Here is a 17,011-nt window from a genome sequence, read left to right on the forward strand (position 1 = left end):
TCCGTTAGAAATGAAACAGGGCGATATTTACGATAATAACGGCTGTGGAGTCCGTTAAAGTTGGCTGGTAAGTTCGCGCCCAAGGTAGTTCACCTTGGAACCGTACTTTGGCTACTTGAGCTACTTGGACTACTTGGACTACTCGCGCTACTTGAGCTACTGGGGGCTACTTGGGCCACACAAAAAGGATGTCCCCAACCAACTCGGGGACACCCTCTCGCCATTAGTTTAGCAATTTCAAAACACGATAAACTATAGTCGCCACTTCAGCTCTCGTTGCTTTACCTTCCGGATTGATCAGGTTGTCACTGCCCTCAATGATTCCAGCCTCCACAAGTAAAGCGACGCTTTCTTTGGCATAATCCGCAACGTTGGATGCATCCTTGAAGGAATTTAGTGCGTCAAGGTTGCCTTTAGGCAGCAACTTTCCTGCTTTTTGAAGGGCTCTGGAAACAAGCACCATCAAGTCTTGTCTGCTAATTTCCCCTTGAGGATTAAAGGTATTACCGCCTACCCCATCCGCAATCCCCAAAGCCTTACTTATTGCCAGCGCTTCATAATAATAATCGTTTTTGTTCACGTCATCGAAGTTACTGTTAATTTCCGCCTTCAGATTAAGCGCTCTGACAACCATGGTCATAAAGTCAGCTCTCGAAATATTTTTCTCAGGCGAGAACGTCGTCTCAGAGGTACCGTTAACGATTCCTTTGCTGGCCAAGGCTTCTATGGCTTCTTTTGCCCATAAGTAGTTGTCATTTACATCTGTAAATACTGGCTTTGGCGTTGTGTCCGGCTGCTTCGTCGGTGGATTCACAGGAGGCTGCCCCGTTACAGGCGGCACTAAAGGCGGAGTTGTTGAGTTACTGCTGCCAGTGCCACTGCCCCCAGTGTTACCATTGTTACCACCGTTACCGCTACCACCACCGCTGCTTCCCAGTACTTTAACGACCGCCGTTCCAGACGCTATGTTGGTTCCGTCAATGACTTTTGCAGTAATGATTGCTTGACCGACACTCTTGGCTGTAACTTCCCCTTTATCATTCACTACAACAACTTTCTCATCGCTTGAACTCCAGTTGATGGATTGAACCGTTGTGTCATCCGGCGTTATCGCTGCTGCCAAAACACTGGATTGTCCGCTATTTAGCGTAATTTCGCCCGGTGTGACTGTAACGCTTGCAGCAGGGATTCTTACTTCAACGTTAGCTGTCGCAGTAAAGTTTCCGTCAAGTGTTCTCGCCGTGATAACAGCCGCTCCTTTATTAACTGCCGTGACGATACCGTCCGTATCTACTGTAGCAACACTGGAATCGCTTGAACTCCACAGCACTGTCTTATTCGTGGTTTGACTTGGGAGTACTGTCGCAATTAATGCTTCAGACTGCCCCTTGAACAGAGCAAGGTCAGTTTTATTTAACGCCAAACTTTGAGCCGCAACCGCATTAGGATCATTGTAGAGATATACCCTCAAAGGTGCTTTGAAAAATGGCAGCATATCGCTCGTTATCCCCTGCGGCAACTTGCTCTCATCCACAACGCCGGTAAGGTTGCTAATCAAGGAATTAAGCTTATAGTTCGCTTTAATAGCAGCAACATCCCAAACCACCGGCAGATCAACGGAAGGAAGAACAGCATTTTCTGCACCAGATTTATAAGAGGTATAAGCTTTAATAGTAGATGGGAAAAGGGCCTTAATCGCACTATCGGATGCCTTACTGATATTGAAAGAAGCAGGTACGGCAACTTCGCGATCGATGCTTTCATATTCTCTAATAACGGTTACAGGGTCACCTTGCTTAATCCAGTCCTCTGTTATTCTGGAGAACGTAATGTTTTTATAGCTTCCCAAAGATTGATTGGCAGAGTCTGTATCAAGCGATGAGAAAAACCGGCTGAAGCTGATCAGCATATCTCCGTTATGCGCTTGCGTAATTGCAGGGTAATGGTAGCTTCCCGTGCTGCTTCTTGTATCCAGGGCAAGATGTCTCCTGTATTTCCACGTTTTTCCTTCGTCATCCGAAAGGGCGACAGCCAATGTGTTCCGGTTTGATTCCGTATCTACGTGAACGAATGCCCAATTACCGTCCTTAAGCTGCAAAAGATCATGTCCTACACCCGGATCCTGCAGTTCCGGCACATCCTTGACCGTTGACCAAGTCAATCCTTTGTCTCTGGACTCGGACGCTACCACACGATAAGGTCTTGGCCCGTTGTCACGCATATAAGCTACAATGGTGCCGTCTTTTCTTTGAGCCATTGTGGCCTGAATGTTGGCAATACCTACGATGGGCTCACTCATCTCCCACCGAAGCGAGTTGTCCGCAAGAGGTTTGGAAGGATCATACTCTGTAAAAGCCATAATGCTCATTTCCAACATGTCTGAATAGAGCGGAAGGAGCAGACGAACTTTGCCGTTGCCTAAATCGACGGCAAAAGGCTTATCTTTGGTTTGCCAGCCGAGTCGGCGGGCGTACGGATAACCGGAACGGGGTTCCGTAATGGTGTCCGCAACTGTAGGAGCATACAAATATTTGGTTGGATCGCCGCCAATTAACTGCATGGTTTCCGTGACTAGACCGTCAAATTCAGCTTCATTAATTTTCCGGCTCATCCCTGCTCCGCCATCTGCAATCGGTTTGAACAAATACTCTTTTTGGTCATCAAGCTTGGCCTTTACCGTATTGACGAAACCTTTGGCCAACTCTGGACGCGCGATAACAGGTGCTGTAGCCCAAGAAGGTCTTGATGTGGCTCCTGCTCTATCATCGAGCGACTGGCTAATATTATCGTCTGCGCTGCTCGGATTGACCACACCACCAATATTTTTGCCTAGTTTAATCCCTACATTTTCTGAAAATGTCCAATTCGGCGCTTTGTTGCCGACTTCTTCAAGCTCATAACTGCCTTTTTCCGCATACGCATAGCGAGGTTGGGAAGTTTGCCATCTGCCCGCCAAGACAGGATACCAGAAAAACCAGAGGCGGTCCCCGGCATCAACGTAGACGACAGGATTAATGTCAGCGATATCTTGAGCGTCGGTGACTACAAACGGCTTCAGCCATGTTTTTCCACCATCGGTTGAACGTGCTCCCATAATCCGTGTCGTAGTCGCATCCCGCTCGCCATTTCCTTGAAACCATACGCACAGCAACTCTCCGCTTGGTAATTCTACAATGCTGGAGCCATGTACGTGATCACCTGTAGCCCCATTATCCTTAATTGGTTTAAAAATACTTACCGTTTGATCGGAAATGGTGAATGTTCCCGGACTTGCAGCCAAGGCAGGAATTAGACTTGTTGCAGATATCGCGATACAAACCGTCATAGACATTAATAGCTTGAATTTCCTGTTCATCTGCATGACTCCTTTCATTGGGTAACCTTTACGATGAATTTATAGATAGTTCCGTATTTGTTGCTTACAGCCGTTACCATTGCCGTTCCTGCTTGAATGGCCGTGACGGTCCCGCTTGTGTTAATTGTAGCTACTGCAGGCAGATCAGATGTCAAAGTAAGTGTATCCGTTGTTGCATCGAACGATTGTCCGCTTATTGTTAGGTTGTAGGCCATTTGTGTACTTTGTCCTACGTTCAGTTCAATTGTCGGCAACATGACAACATTATCATAATTCAGCGAACTTCCAGCGCCATAAGTTGCAGTTATAACCGAGTTAAACAACGTCCCTATCTCGCTGCTTGCAATTTTGGAGAAGCCAATCGTAGCCCCAGCCGAAGGAATTTTGTACGTATAGTTCATCAAAGCGTTTCCAGCTCTATCCACGAGAACCGATGGGTATTCGTAGCTTTCGCCATTATTCATGCCATCTTTGATCATGATCGGCTTCCAGTTCATTCCTTCATCGGTAGAGAGCAATAAACTGAAAGAATTTCTATTTCCGTCTAGCGTTTTCTTAACTACACTGCGTGAAGTTTCTTGATTGGTAGCTATCAACCAGTCACCGTTAGGAAGCTTCGAAAGTTCAAAGCCGCCGTCATTTTTTAAATAAGGATCAACTTTCGGAACACTCCACGTTACGCCGAAATCCGTAGACTCCGAATAGGTCGTGTGCCAAGCCATGCGTCCATTACGGCCATCTAACTTACCGCTTCTAAAATATCCACGAAGGGTGCCATCCTTCTTTTGAATCAGCGAGCCTTGGATCGTTCCTGATCCTACAATCGGATCGCTAAACTTCCAGGTGATGCCGTGATCATCGGTGTACGCGCAAACGGAATTCGCCAATGAATCTGAATACAACGGCAAAATTAATCTTTTGGTGACGCCATCTGCAAGCGTTACTTCAATCGGCTTATTTTTAGTTTGCCAGCCAAGCCTGCGGTAAATCGGTCCCCAAGTATTGACATCATTGTCTGCGCCAGATGAACGCTCAATTGAATTTTTAATAATGGAAGGCTCTTTTACGGAGACTCCCGTAGTCAGCATCGTGATAATTTCATCTGTTCTGCCCGCATAGACATCATCGTATGGCTTAGCGGATTTTAAATAGGCAACGTACTGATCATATTTATTTCTCATCGAGACAACAAAGCTGTCTGTAATAAAACGGGTAGCGCCGCCAAACCTTGTCGTGACCGATACATATTGAGACGGGTCCAAGTAGGTTGCGGCTGTCACAGAACTTGGATTTACAAACTTGATTTCAGCACCCTTGATGCCATAATTCCACTGTCCATTGGAGTACTTCCCTTCGCCAAACATGCCTTCCCCTACGTTCGTGTACAAGGGCTGTGGATAGTGCCACTTTGCATTCCCGCCATTGCGAACGGCATACTCATAGTTGCCCATATCGGCATACATAAATTTAGTTTGCGTTGATACCCATTGGCCATTGTAGATAACGCCGTAGAACAACCATAATCTTTGTTGACTGTCGACGAAAAGAACCGGGTTATTATCGGGGAAATCCCATGTATCATAAACAACAAAGGGTTCAGTCCACGTTTTCCCGCCATCCTTCGAACGAGAACCGATGAGTTTGGTTAAATTCCCATCTCTTTCTCCAACTCCGTTAAACCATACCGAGAAAAGTGTGCCATCCGGCAGCTCTACCATGGTGGAACCGTGATTGGCGATGTTGTCGACGGGCATCATTCTAGCATGGCTAATGCCCTCTGGCGCTGCTGCATCCGCAACTACCGTATTAAACATGCTAAGAATTAACAATAAGGATACTAGCAGGGTTACTTGCTTCATCTTCTTCAAACAGGGTCACGTCCTTTCAATTGTTAATAAAACCTGCCCTTTAAGTCTTGTTTTTCGCAATTGTATACGTTTACAAATAATGAAAGTAAATCAACAACACCCGTTTTTATTTCATAGAATAAATCCTCCCATGTCATTGGTTTGTCTTACACGAGGAGCATAGCATACCGTTTTTGACCATTTGAATAGCCAAATTGGCGTTCAAAGTTCCGTTTCTCCGCTATTTGGACCATGATTCATTTCTCCGCTATGATGCAAAAAGTCATATTGCCCTATAAACCCACGATGAAATAAAAATAAAACAGCCTTCTGTGTTTACACACAGCCAGGCTGTTCAGGAATTAATTAATTTAAATCAAACTCTTCATACCGCGAAGCCAGTCATAAAACCCATCATCGAAAAAGAGATCCGGGATGTACGTCTGCATGTAGTTGCAATTTGGGCAGAGAAGCACCAACCCTTGGTCAAGCACCTTAGGATATAGTTTCTCGTGGCTGCTGTTGTTCCCGCAAGTAAGAGATTTCACCCCTTCTGCCTGCTGATAATCCTTAATACGCTGCTTAACGTCTTCTTCGTTCATTTCTATCTCCTTTAATGGCTGAGCTCATCACTCATGTAGATCATTTATGCATATTATTCTAGCAAAAATAATGAATTCCTTCCGAATAAAATCTTCAATTTCGCCACTTACAAATGAGAGCCTCCACTGGCGTCAATCAATTGCCCTGTTACCCAGCGGCTGTCGGAAGAAGCCAGAAAAGCTGCTATATCCGCGACATCCTCCGGTTGCCCCCATCTGCCAAAGATAGAAAAATCAGCGCCATATTGATGTGAAGCAGGATCTTGCAGCATGGCGGCATTCATATCCGTGGCAACGAATCCCGGTTGGATGGCATTGATCGTAATTCCACGTGAGCCGAGTTGATTGGATAAAGCAAGCGTTAGCGTGTTGATTGCCCCTTTGCTCATACTATACGCAGGAATAGCAGGGAGTGAAATTCTTGTTATAGAGGATGACAAATTAATAATTCGACCATCATTTCTCAAACGCGGCAAAGCATGTTGTGTTAGGAAAAATGGCATTTTTACATTTATGTTCATCATTTCTTCGTATGCATCTTCTGTTGTATCCTCAATTGGGGCTACTAGGGCAATCCCTGCGTTATTCACCAGAATATCAAAATGGGTGTCACCTGTCCGCTCCTTCAATACCTCATCCAATGTCTTAAAAAGGCTCTGGATGCTCTCGATCGTACCGAGTTTCGTGCCAATGGTGAATGCAGTCCCTCCATTTTGCTCAATACCCCGTACTACTTCTTCGGCTGCGGCCTGGTTCGTACCGTAATGAACAGCTACTAAGGCTCCTTCTTGTGCTAACCGTGTCGCAATGGCACGACCAATCCCCCGGCTTGCACCCGTAACCAATGCAACTTTCCCATTTAATCTACTCATCTTTTAATCTCCTCCTGTGTCAAATAAGTACACGATAGTTATAACACAAGGGGAATTATGAAATGTTGCTCTCCTATTCGTAGAACTCGAAAGCAAAAAGGCAGCCATTATTGGCCGCCTTATTATGCTCATCTATGCAGCATCGTTCCGAGCTAATTATGTTCCTTTATTACCTCTTCGATCCCCAACAGAACCAGCTTTAAGCCAAATTCAAACGACTTATCTGTCCCTATAAGCTCGAACAGCCCGCTTTTGTACATGCTCCGGAACAGCCCGGCATCCGTCTCACTCATGGAGTCCAGCAGGCGGAGCATCTCCCCGTCGAGTTGCTCTTCCTGCTCCTTAATGACCGTGGAGAAAAGGCGCTGGTGCTGATAATTATCCAGCACGAAGTAGAAGACATAGTTCACTAGCGTAAGAACCGCTTGTAATTTCTGCTCTTCTTCCAGGGGTGTCGACTCCACGCAGAGAAGCATACGGTTGCTAAACCGTACGATGTCCGGCTCAATAGGTATCGTTTGCATCATCAGCTGCGTAGAGCAAGGGTATCGACAGAGCACGCTCCGCACCGTAACCGCAAACGCGGTCAGCTGCGTTTTCCAGTCCCCTTCGGAATGGAACTCCTCCACGATCATTTTCGACACCTGATTAGCCAGACGCTGAAAAAGATTCTGCTTACTCTTGAAGTACCAGTACAATGAAGGAGCTTGAATCCCTAAACGGTCGGCTAATCGTCGCATGCTGAACTTCTCGATGCCATCCTCTCCAAGAAGCTCCCACGAGGTTTCCAAAATTTTATCCTCCGAAATCTGAGGCTGCTGCTTTTTCATCGGTATCCGCCCTTTATCTAACAGTGTAAGATTGTGCTTTACAGGTGCATACGCATATGATAACATCTAACACTGTAAGGTTCAATCTAACACTGTAAGATTGGATCAATCCCAACTAACAATTTTCAGAAAGTGGTGACGCATATGGAGACAGAAAACCTTCATTATTTTGAAAAAGCACCCATCGCAAAAGCCGTAGCTCACTTCGCAGTACCCATGATGCTGGGCATGTCAATGAGTGTCATATATTCCATCTTGAACGCCTTTTTCCTAGGCACACTCGACAATACAGCCATGTTAACCGCACTCGCACTAACATTGCCGTTATTCGCGGCTATTATGGCCTTAGGCAACTTGATTGGCATGGGCAGCAGTGCCTTCATTTCCCGTTTGCTGGGAGAGAAAAAATACGATGATGCCAAACATGTGTCCTCGTTCGCTTTTTATAGCAGTCTAGTGCTTGGCCTTATCTTGATGGCCGTCGGTCTCCCATTTATCGATTCCATCGTTCATGGACTAGGAGCGACACCTGACTCCTTCGGCTTCACCAAAGACTATGTCACACTTATGATTGCTGGCTCCCCATTTATCGTCTTATTCTTCACGCTTGAGAATATCGTGCGCGCGGAAGGCTCAGCAATCACGTCCATGGTCGGTATGATTCTCAGTGTAGTCGTCAATATTATTCTTGACGCGCTAGCTATCTTCGTCTTCCATTGGGGCGTGATCGGAGTAGCTTCTGCTACCGTCATTGCTAACTTGGTTGCGAGTGTATTCTATGCTTTCCATATCGGATATAAGAGCCAATTCCTAACTGTCTCCTTAAGATGGTTCAAGGCTTCCAAAGATATACTAAGCAATGTATTCAAAATCGGAGTTCCCGTCTTTATTATGAGTATCTTCTTGGGTGCAATGTCGCTGATCTTTAACCGTTATTTGGTCGAATATGGGGAGCAGGCCGTAGCGGCATTCGGAATTTCATCACGTTTATTGCAATTTCCTGAGGTTATTTTGATGGGCTTATGCGAGGGTGTCGTGCCGTTGATTGCCTTCTCTTTTGCAGCGAATAAATTACGCATGAAACATACCATTCAATTTACAATCAAAGCAATTGTGGCGTTAGCCGTCTTTTTCGGCATCATCGTTTTTCTAATTTCCGACCACTTGATTGGTCTTTTTACGAATGACCCGCAATTAATTCAGATGGGCAGTTATATTCTTCATGTGACGTTTTTGTCCTTGTTCATAACAGGAATAACCGCGTTGTTTACAGGAATCTTCCAAGCAACAGCGCAAGGAACAGCCGCATTTATTATGTCCATTATTCAAGGGGTTACGTTAATTCCTGTGTTATATATCGCCAATCAAATGAATGGTTTCCACGGAGTTGTCTGGTCGCTCGTCATCTCAGATGCCGCCGCGTTCCTTGTTGGTGCCGTCATGCTGTATATTCTGCGGAATAAATTACAGCCCGACTTAGAGAGTCTGGTCCAGTAAACGTGTTTTTTGTTGTTTCAAGGACCACGTAGCGTTGAATAATAGTTTCCTGTCTTTTTCCTTATTTAAAATGTTCTCAAGCGCTTCTAATGCTCTCATATCGTAGGGTTGATTGCCCAGCATATGAGCAGCGCTGCGTCTAACCGCAATACTTGTATCCTTCATTGCACGTTCGATTAATAACGCGATGATGTCCATGCACAACGATTCATCTTTGCAAGATTGACAACCAATGCTATGCACGGCATGCCTCCTGACATCCGCATAGGAATCAGTTAATCGGGTGACCAGGGGGTCTATGGAGCGTTGATCAGCATTGTGATCCAACAAAGCCGTGCACCATTTCCTTATTTTCCAGTTTTGATTTTCAAGACCTTCCAGAATATCATCTAAAGCTAATTTCCCGGCTTGGTCTAAAATGGCGTATGCTGCTTGCCAGCCTTCTTTTGTTGCTAATAGTGGAATGTACCGTTTGTAATCTCCCATAAGATCCCTCCACATAATAATCGTTAACCTTATTATATGTATAAGTTCTAACCCTTTATAAGGTGGGGTCTGTAGATTATTTCCCGTCATAGTGACCGCTAACGCAATGAAGCTGCCGATCATATCGGCAGCTTCATTGTTTTAGCCAAAAACCCCAGCTCGCAGCAGCGCTCGCGTATACGCCGTCTTTGGCTCATCGAGCAGCGACCGTGTGTCGCCTATCTCCTGAATGACGCCGTCCTTCATCACGGCGACCCGATCGGCGAAGCCGGCAATCGTCTCCAGCCGATGCGTAATATACAGAATCGTCATGCCTTCCGATTGCTTAAGCGACAACAACAGCTGCTGCAGCTCATGCTCGGTGGAAGGATCCAGCGCCGATGTAATTTCATCGGCCACCAGCAGCTGCGGCGACATGGAGAGCGCTCTCGCCACGGCGATTCGCTGCTTTTGCCCGCCGGAGCACTCGAACGGGTACCGTTCGAGAAACTCGGCGGGCAGCTTCACCTTGCCGAGCAGCGACTCCGCTCTGGCGTAGGCTTGCTTACGCGGCAATCCGCTCAAACGCAGCGGTTCGGTGACGATGTCTTTGACAGGCCAGTAAGGATTCATGGAGCGGTCCGGATTCTGAAAAACGATCTGCAAACGTGAGACCGGCGCGTTCTTCTGAACATTCGCCCATTTGATCGAGCCGCTAGTCGGCTGCTGCAGGCCCACGATGAGCTCGGCCAAAGTCGACTTGCCCGAGCCGCTTTCGCCGATCAAGGCGAAAATTTCGTTCTCCTGCAGGGTGAACGTTACGTCATCCACCGCCTTGACAACCTGCTCCTTCCGGCTGCCCCCATACTGTTTGGACACCTTTTCTAAGTGTAACAAGGCGCTCTCCTCCTGCCGGTTGATTAAACGGAAACAGCTTGTTGAAACAACTGCTTCCCGTTATGTAAATAGCGCTGCTTTTGTTCTCCATGAAGCTGGACACCGTCTTGCAGCACGATGATTTCATCCGAAATATGCAGAGCCGCAGGTAAATCGTGTGTGATGAGAAGCAGCGTCAACCGGTGTTCTTTCACTTTGCTCACCAGCAGGTCGAACACTTCCCTCTTCACAATCGGGTCCAAAGCACCCGTCGGCTCGTCGGCAATGAGCACCTTCGGTTTATTCACCAGCGCCAGCGCGATCAAAGCTCTGCTAAGCATTCCGCCGCTTAATTGATGCGGATATAAAGCCAAAACATGCTCGCCAAGCTGCACCTCCGCCAAAGCCGCAACAGCCGCTGCTTTCTTCTCCCTTAAGCTCGTTTGCAGCTGCATCGTTTCATAGAACTGCGCGCCCAGCGTCATAATCGGATTAAAGCTGCTTCGCGGATCCTGAAAAATATAAGCGGCGTCTCCCCATCGCTGCAGGGTACTTAGCCGCCCATCCGAAGGATAAACAGCATGCCCATTCACCACGATGCTTCCGCTCACGGATTCGACAGGCGTCAACCCATAGAGGGTGCGCGCCATCGTTGTTTTACCCGAGCCAGACTCCCCTACCAAGGAAGTGATCTGACCTCTTTTCACCTCAAAAGAGATGGGATAAATGATCGTTTTCACGCCATAAGCTACCTGCAAATCACGAACGGCCACCGCAGATGGCTGATCTCCCGCAGGCTGCTGCGGCAATGACGTCTTCCGCTTGGCCCGGCGCTCTTTGCCAGGAAGCTCTATACCGCCGCGATTCGCCGTTACGGCTTTTTCGCCAATCAGCGCAAGCGCAACAGTTACGAAAAGAATGACCAAAGCAGGCGGCACAATACTCCACTGCCAGGCATCGTTCAAAAAAGTTTGCGTACGCGAGAAAGCGTCCTGCAGCATTTTACCTAAAGAAACTGTGCTTGGATTCCCTATACCCAGAAATGACAGGCTCGCTTCCATCGCAACCGCTGTTTGGAAAGCGATAATGAATTTCGTACGCACCAGCGGCCAAATAAACGGCAGCAAATGATGGTACAGCACATACCAGGTCTTCCCCTGGTAAAGTTGGGCCGCTTTGACAAACTCCCGTTCTTTTAACGAAAGCACCGAAGCTCGAATCAGCTTCATATAACCCGGCCACGTAAGCAAACTTAGGGTTAAAATCAGCTGCCAAGTCCCTCCTCCTGTAAAAGAAGCGACTATGAGAATAAGCAGCAGCGACGGCAGTACTAGCATCATATTCGCCAAACCGTTGATCGCCAGTCCCAGTCTGTTGGAATAGCCGGATAACAAGCCCAAACTTGCACTCAAGAAGGTGCTGATCAAGGCCACCATGAGGCCAATATAGAGCGTTGTTCTTGACCCGTGCATGAGCTGGCTGAAAAGATCCTGTCCGATGGCATTCGTCCCGAGCCAATATTGTTCGGACGGCGGCAGCAGCCGCTCTGCGTCAATGGCAAAAGGAGAAGCCGTGTGGATCAGAGGCCCTGCAAGGGCAAACACGACAATCAAAACGAACAATAGCATGCCCACGCGCTGAGAAGCCGTAAGTTTTGCCAACCATGACTTCATCTCTGCACACCTCGATTCCCGGCAATTCGCGGATCCAGATAGGGATAAATCAGATCAGCGATCCAGTTCAGTAACAACACAATCAGCGTCATCATCAAAAATAAACCGTGCAGCAGCGGATAATCACGTCCCAAAATGGCTTCCTGCAGCAGCTTCCCAACACCCGGGTAGGCAAACACGGTTTCCACCAAAATAGAGCCTGCCATCAGCGCACCCATACGAATAATGATCAGTGTGACAAGCGGTAAAGCGGCGTTGCGGGCGATATGCCGGAACAGAATGCCGGAGGTCCTTATCCCTTTAGCCGATGCGAATTCAATGTAGGGTTCATGCCGCACACGGACAGCCTCATTGCGCATGAGCAAGTAGATGCTCGCTACGCTTCCGAGCGTCAAAGTAAACGCGGGCAGCACGGCATGACGAGCAATGTCCAGCGCATGATCAAGCCATAGATCCGAGCGCAGAAAGGCGGTTTTGGCTCCGCTCAGCGGGAACCATTTGACTTTAACGGCCATCGCGATCAGCAGCACCATCCCGATGAGAAACTCGGGAATTGTGCTTAGACCCAGCATCGACAAGAATAAGCTGCGGTCGGTTTTGCCTGGATAACGCCAGGCCGAATAGAGCCCGGCAAGCAGCCCGATGATGATCGAGCACAAGCTGGCGATCCCTAGAATGAACAACGTCCAAGGCAAACGTTCCAGAATAATGTCGTACACAGGAGCTTTATACAAAATGGAGGAGCCGAAATCAAATGTAAAAAGACCTTTCATATAAGCAACAAACTGTACGCCCAGGGAAGCGTCCAAATGATAATACTGCTGCATCGCCGTCTTTTGCGCTTCCGTCAAAAAGACAGCGCCGTCTTCGCCGCCGCCCGCAATAGACTCAATGGGCCCCCCAGGCAGCAACCGGGGGAGCCAGAAATTGAGTACAATCACAAATACCAGAACCAAGAGGTAGGAACGGTATTTGTTATTTTTTGGCATCGATCAAGAACGCCTTATTTTCCCACAGCGGCATGCCGTCTGCGATTCCGCCGTACGTATTTTTCCAACCGTCGAACTTATCGGCTTTATGAATCTCATAGAACGGGCGGTGGTACAGGACCAGCGTTGGCAGCTCTTCCGCTAAAATATCCTGCATTTGGTTCACGATTTCATGCCGTTTCGTTTCATTCATTTCTTGCATTTGTTGATCGGCAAGCTTATGGAACTCATCCAGCTTCAAGCTTTTCCCGCGCGAGGAATATGCATTAGCCGCTTTGCCGGAGAACCACAAGCGCAGATAATCTGGATCTCCACTTGCGCCGACATGACCCGTTATCGCAATATCATACTTATTCTCACCCATCGCAGTAGTGAATGCGGCGTTATCCAGCTGCACCAGCGTTAATTCAATGCCTACTTTCTTCAGCATCTCTTTCATCATCGTCGCATCCGGCATCGCTGAAGAAGTCATTAACTTCAGCTTCAGATCCTCGCGAATCCCGTTCGCATTTTTCTTGTAGCCAAGCTCGTCCAGAATTTTCTCCGCTTGGGCCGTGTCATAGCCGTATTGCTTCACTTTCGGGTTATACCAAGGGGAATCGGTCGGTACGACACCAGCGCTGCCTACCATCGGCTTTCCGCCTGTAACTTTGGCCGAAATTTCTTCACGGTTAAGCGCATAAGCCAGTGCTTGACGCAAGCGTTTGTCACCTAGCTGAGGATGCTCTAGATTGAACGAAATCCGCACGACGCTGCCGGTTGGCTCGCTCTTGATCGTCTTGAGTCCCGCTTTTTCCGCAGTCTGAACATCGGCATAGCTAACACTATAGGTCTCATCAATCTCACCGTTTTGCAGCGCTAGCAGTTTATTCGATGCGGTAACATAAGCGATTTCCTTCACAAGCACCTGGCCTTTGAAAAACTTATCGTTCGCCGTATACAAATACTGGCCGGAAGCGGAGTCGTACTTGGACAGCTTATACGGACCTGTTCCAATCAGTGCAGCCGGATCACGGTATTCTGCCGGTTTCGTCACCTTTTCCCAGATATGCTTCGGAATGATCGGCACAATACCGACTAAGTCACTGAGGAATGGAGCGTATTTATTATTCAGCGTAAATTTCACCGTCAAATCGTTTACTTTTTCAACGCTTTTAATTTGGCCGATGTCGCCGTTCCAGTTAAACGGATACGTTTTGTAGTAGTTGAAGCTGAATACGACATCGTCCGCTGTGAACGGCTGATCGTCATGCCACTTCACATTCTCCTCCAGCTTAAACGTGTACGTTAGGCCATCGCTGGACACCTCCCACGATTTGCCCAACCAAGGGATGACGCCTTTGTCATCTTTCCAAGTCAACGTATCGAAAATAAACGAGTTGCGCAGATAGCCGAAAGGACCCGATGAGCTGAAAGCAAACGGAGACGGGTAACCGTTATTGCTGCCTGCGATTTTGAGCAGATCCACCGTCTTTGTCGCAGGAGCCGCAGCGCTGGCCGCCGGTGTTGCTTGGGATGGGGAACTGCTCGGCGCAGCGCCATCCTGTTTGCCTGTCGAACATCCGGTCAGGAGTGCAAGTAAACTTGCCATTGTTAACGCCGTAAGTTTAATTTTTGTCTGTAACATCCTTCTTTTCTCCTCATCTATTATTAAATGCGACCCGTTGCCAGCCATGGCAAGAAACCGTCTAAAAACCGTTCCGTAGCCGGCATAAAATACGAACCGTAATGATACTCCGGATCCAACGTCGTCACCACAAGAGTTCCCGGCGTGCTTTGCTTATCCACATAAAAGATGGAGCCGTCCTGCTCGATATCGATCAAGGACTCAACTTTTTGCTCCGGGAAAAAGACGCCGTGATAATGCCAAGTGGCATCCTCCAGCTGAATATGGCTGAACAGATCGTGACTTGGACTGCTCATCACCAAACCGCTTTTGGCGCCGGGCTCCAGCCACCACCAGAAATTCGTCGGCCGATGTTCCCAGTTGTGGCCACTGAACCAATCGTTAGGCTGAGCGCCCAAAGCCACCACAACGTTGCCGCTGTTCAGGAACTCATGAATTTGCGGCAGATGACGCGTCACCAAACCTTGATGAATCTGCGAAGGAATGATCAGCACGTCGTACGCATGAAGATCAATTTCAGCCAGCTTCGGCAAATACAAGAGATCGGCAATATACTGGCGATATTTCGGTTCTGTAAAAGAACGATGCTGATGCGAGCTGCCTGTGTAGAGTACTGCGATCTTTCTCATACGTAGGCCCTCCTTTGCCTTTGCTGGAGCCTCTCATGCTCTTCATACAGGAAGCGATGGAACTGCTCCCCTATGCGGCCTGTACTCGTATCTGACTGGCGATAATTAAGCAGATTGCGGCCAGCATGGACGACGATGGTGCCTTCGCTGCTTTGGCGGTCGATATACGTAATCGGCTCTGCTCCGGCAAGCCTTAGCAGAATTTCCGCCCCTTCCGGCACCGGATGGTGACCACGGCTGAAAAAGCCCGCAACCCCTTTGTTATACGTAATGTCTTCGGATCGCACACCCTCAAAAATCGGATGATCCCCCACTGTAACCAGATAGTCATGGTGGCTATGTATTGTTTTCGGAATAAAAGCTGAGGCCCCCGGAATCCAGGAACGGAACAAGTGCCCGCCGAAGGACAAAATATTGCCCTGATCTAAAAAAGCGCGAATCCTAGCTCGTTGCTGGGCCATCAGCTCCTGATCGATAAACTCGTCGATGATGAGGAACTTATGCCCCGCTCCAAGCAAATCGTACGAAGGCAGGTCGTATTGGTCCAGCACCTTGGCACGAGGATTGCTTTCTCCTCCGCGAACCGTCTGCTCACTGAAGATGGCCCCCGAATCCAGCATTAAAAAGTCCAATGGCATGGCTGCAGGATTTGTCATGACAAACGTTTAACCTCGAACAGCTCATCTTGCGGCATTGCGAGGGCTTTCTCGCATAAGTCCGCTTTCAGCTTTTCATTGGCCGCTTTGTCCTCCGGCGTCATGGTGCCTTCTCTTCCTTTTTTCAAATAGTCATAGAAAACTCCTGGCAGAAAGTTCTCTTTCAGCGCCACTTCGACGGAAGCTCCTTGCGAATCGGAAATGACGAAAGCGTACGACTGTGCCCGGTGTGGATCATATTGAGCTACAGGATAATCCACATCGACGATGTAAGCTCCCCTAGTCACGGCACGTGTCGTATATTCGAACGCATCGCGAAACCCTGGTCCGGCATGACCGGAGCGGACAGTCAGCGAGCTTCGCTCCGCAGACTCTTCTCCGTATAATTCCTGCAATGCTGCCTTTACAGCGCGAAAGCCTACCCCAATCGCCATTAAGGCCAGATTCCCGTGATAGTTGCGAAGCTCTGCGAAGTTCAGGGTTAACGCTTCCCCGCGATCCATAATTACTAGTGATGACATGTTTTTGTCCACCTTTTCTTTGATATTAATGTTATTGGTGCTGGAGGTGCTGTGCTGCTGGTAGTGCTGTACTGATGGTGGTGCTGTGCTGATGGTGCCGATGATACTGGTAGTGCTTGATGGTACTGGTAATACTGGTGGTGCTGTATACGACGACATTTTCAATGATAATGATTATCATTATTACAATGTTTTTATTATACTACAGTGAAAATGATTATCAATGTCATTTAAAGGCAATTCACCTGATTTATATGTCGTTTCTATGAAGGCAATAATTGGGTTTTCTCCCACTGGTTTCACCCCAAGCGCGTCCAAGGGAACTGGCGTCCGCTATTTGGCGGAAAACATGCTTTTCCCCCTCCCAATGGGAACTACAGGGTCTTATTTGTCCGCAGTAGCGCGTCTTACAGATGAATTCAACAAAATAACGGCCCATAGTTCCGCTTCGACGTGGAGAGTGTGCCTTTTCAACTAAATAGCGGACGCCAGTTCCCTCCAAACCCATGAACCCTTTCGAGAGTAGAGGTGCTCCCCCGCAGCCTAAATGGATTGGATCTGAGCAGCTCTAA

At 48.0% G+C, this 17,011-nt stretch carries 14 protein-coding genes; 1 reads left to right on the forward strand and 13 read right to left on the reverse strand.

Annotated elements, in window-relative coordinates; translation table 11 throughout:
* Window positions 1-223: 223 nt before the first annotated feature.
* The 5 genes from GON05_RS08320 to GON05_RS08340 form a co-directional block, all read right to left on the reverse strand.
* Window positions 224-3,355 carry an exo-alpha-sialidase gene (locus GON05_RS08320; RefSeq protein WP_181646220.1) on the reverse strand — a complete coding sequence of 1,044 codons (3,132 nt, stop codon included), beginning with the start codon at window positions 3,353-3,355 and terminating at the stop codon, window positions 224-226.
* 14 nt (window positions 3,356-3,369) lie between these two features.
* Complete coding sequence (locus tag GON05_RS08325; RefSeq protein WP_246238992.1) at window positions 3,370-5,214, reverse strand: exo-alpha-sialidase; 1,845 nt, start codon at window positions 5,212-5,214, stop codon at window positions 3,370-3,372.
* A 359-nt stretch (window positions 5,215-5,573) separates the two neighbouring features.
* Window positions 5,574-5,804 carry a hypothetical protein gene (locus GON05_RS08330; protein WP_127457010.1) on the reverse strand — a complete coding sequence of 77 codons (231 nt, stop codon included), beginning with the start codon at window positions 5,802-5,804 and terminating at the stop codon, window positions 5,574-5,576.
* Window positions 5,805-5,911: 107 nt separating this feature from the next.
* Entirely contained in the window at window positions 5,912-6,676 is a 765-nt protein-coding gene (locus GON05_RS08335) for an SDR family oxidoreductase (RefSeq protein ID WP_157318682.1), read from the reverse strand.
* A 152-nt stretch (window positions 6,677-6,828) separates the two neighbouring features.
* The gene (locus GON05_RS08340) at window positions 6,829-7,506 is read right to left on the reverse strand and encodes a TetR/AcrR family transcriptional regulator (protein WP_157318683.1); all 678 of its coding nucleotides are present in this window, start codon (window positions 7,504-7,506) and stop codon (window positions 6,829-6,831) included.
* A 144-nt stretch (window positions 7,507-7,650) separates the two neighbouring features.
* On the opposite strand from GON05_RS08340, the gene GON05_RS08345 reads away from it, so the two are divergent.
* Window positions 7,651-9,003 (forward strand): MATE family efflux transporter, encoded by a 1,353-nt coding sequence (locus GON05_RS08345; RefSeq protein WP_157318685.1) that lies wholly within the window; start codon window positions 7,651-7,653, stop codon window positions 9,001-9,003.
* On the opposite strand, the gene GON05_RS08350 is transcribed toward GON05_RS08345, so the two are convergent.
* From GON05_RS08350 to GON05_RS08385, 8 genes are all read right to left on the reverse strand, one after another.
* Window positions 8,983-9,489 carry a HEAT repeat domain-containing protein gene (locus GON05_RS08350; protein ID WP_157318686.1) on the reverse strand — a complete coding sequence of 169 codons (507 nt, stop codon included), beginning with the start codon at window positions 9,487-9,489 and terminating at the stop codon, window positions 8,983-8,985. The genes GON05_RS08345 and GON05_RS08350 overlap by 21 nt on opposite strands.
* 141 nt (window positions 9,490-9,630) lie before the next feature.
* The gene (locus tag GON05_RS08355) at window positions 9,631-10,365 is read right to left on the reverse strand and encodes an ABC transporter ATP-binding protein (RefSeq protein ID WP_157318688.1); all 735 of its coding nucleotides are present in this window, start codon (window positions 10,363-10,365) and stop codon (window positions 9,631-9,633) included.
* A 23-nt stretch (window positions 10,366-10,388) separates the two neighbouring features.
* The gene (locus tag GON05_RS08360) at window positions 10,389-12,017 is read right to left on the reverse strand and encodes an ATP-binding cassette domain-containing protein (RefSeq protein WP_157318689.1); all 1,629 of its coding nucleotides are present in this window, start codon (window positions 12,015-12,017) and stop codon (window positions 10,389-10,391) included.
* Complete coding sequence (locus GON05_RS08365; RefSeq protein WP_157318691.1) at window positions 12,014-13,006, reverse strand: ABC transporter permease; 993 nt, start codon at window positions 13,004-13,006, stop codon at window positions 12,014-12,016. Before GON05_RS08365 ends, GON05_RS08360 begins: the two co-directional genes overlap by 4 nt.
* A complete protein-coding gene (locus GON05_RS08370) occupies window positions 12,993-14,633 on the reverse strand; it encodes an ABC transporter substrate-binding protein (RefSeq protein WP_246238927.1) in 1,641 nt (546 codons plus the stop codon). Before GON05_RS08370 ends, GON05_RS08365 begins: the two co-directional genes overlap by 14 nt.
* Before the next feature lie 23 nt (window positions 14,634-14,656).
* A complete protein-coding gene (locus GON05_RS08375) occupies window positions 14,657-15,262 on the reverse strand; it encodes a hypothetical protein (RefSeq protein WP_157318693.1) in 606 nt (201 codons plus the stop codon).
* Window positions 15,259-15,918 (reverse strand): phosphate starvation-inducible protein PhoH, encoded by a 660-nt coding sequence (locus tag GON05_RS08380; RefSeq protein WP_157318694.1) that lies wholly within the window; start codon window positions 15,916-15,918, stop codon window positions 15,259-15,261. Before GON05_RS08380 ends, GON05_RS08375 begins: the two co-directional genes overlap by 4 nt.
* Window positions 15,915-16,439, reverse strand: a complete 525-nt coding sequence (locus GON05_RS08385; protein ID WP_157318696.1) for an FmdE family protein — start codon at window positions 16,437-16,439, stop codon at window positions 15,915-15,917. The genes GON05_RS08380 and GON05_RS08385 overlap by 4 nt, the downstream gene beginning before the upstream one ends.
* Between the last annotated feature and the right edge of the window lie 572 nt (window positions 16,440-17,011).

Source organism: Paenibacillus anseongensis (assembly GCF_009757995.1).
Taxonomy (GTDB): Bacteria; Bacillota; Bacilli; order Paenibacillales; family NBRC-103111; genus Paenibacillus_E; species Paenibacillus_E chondroitinus.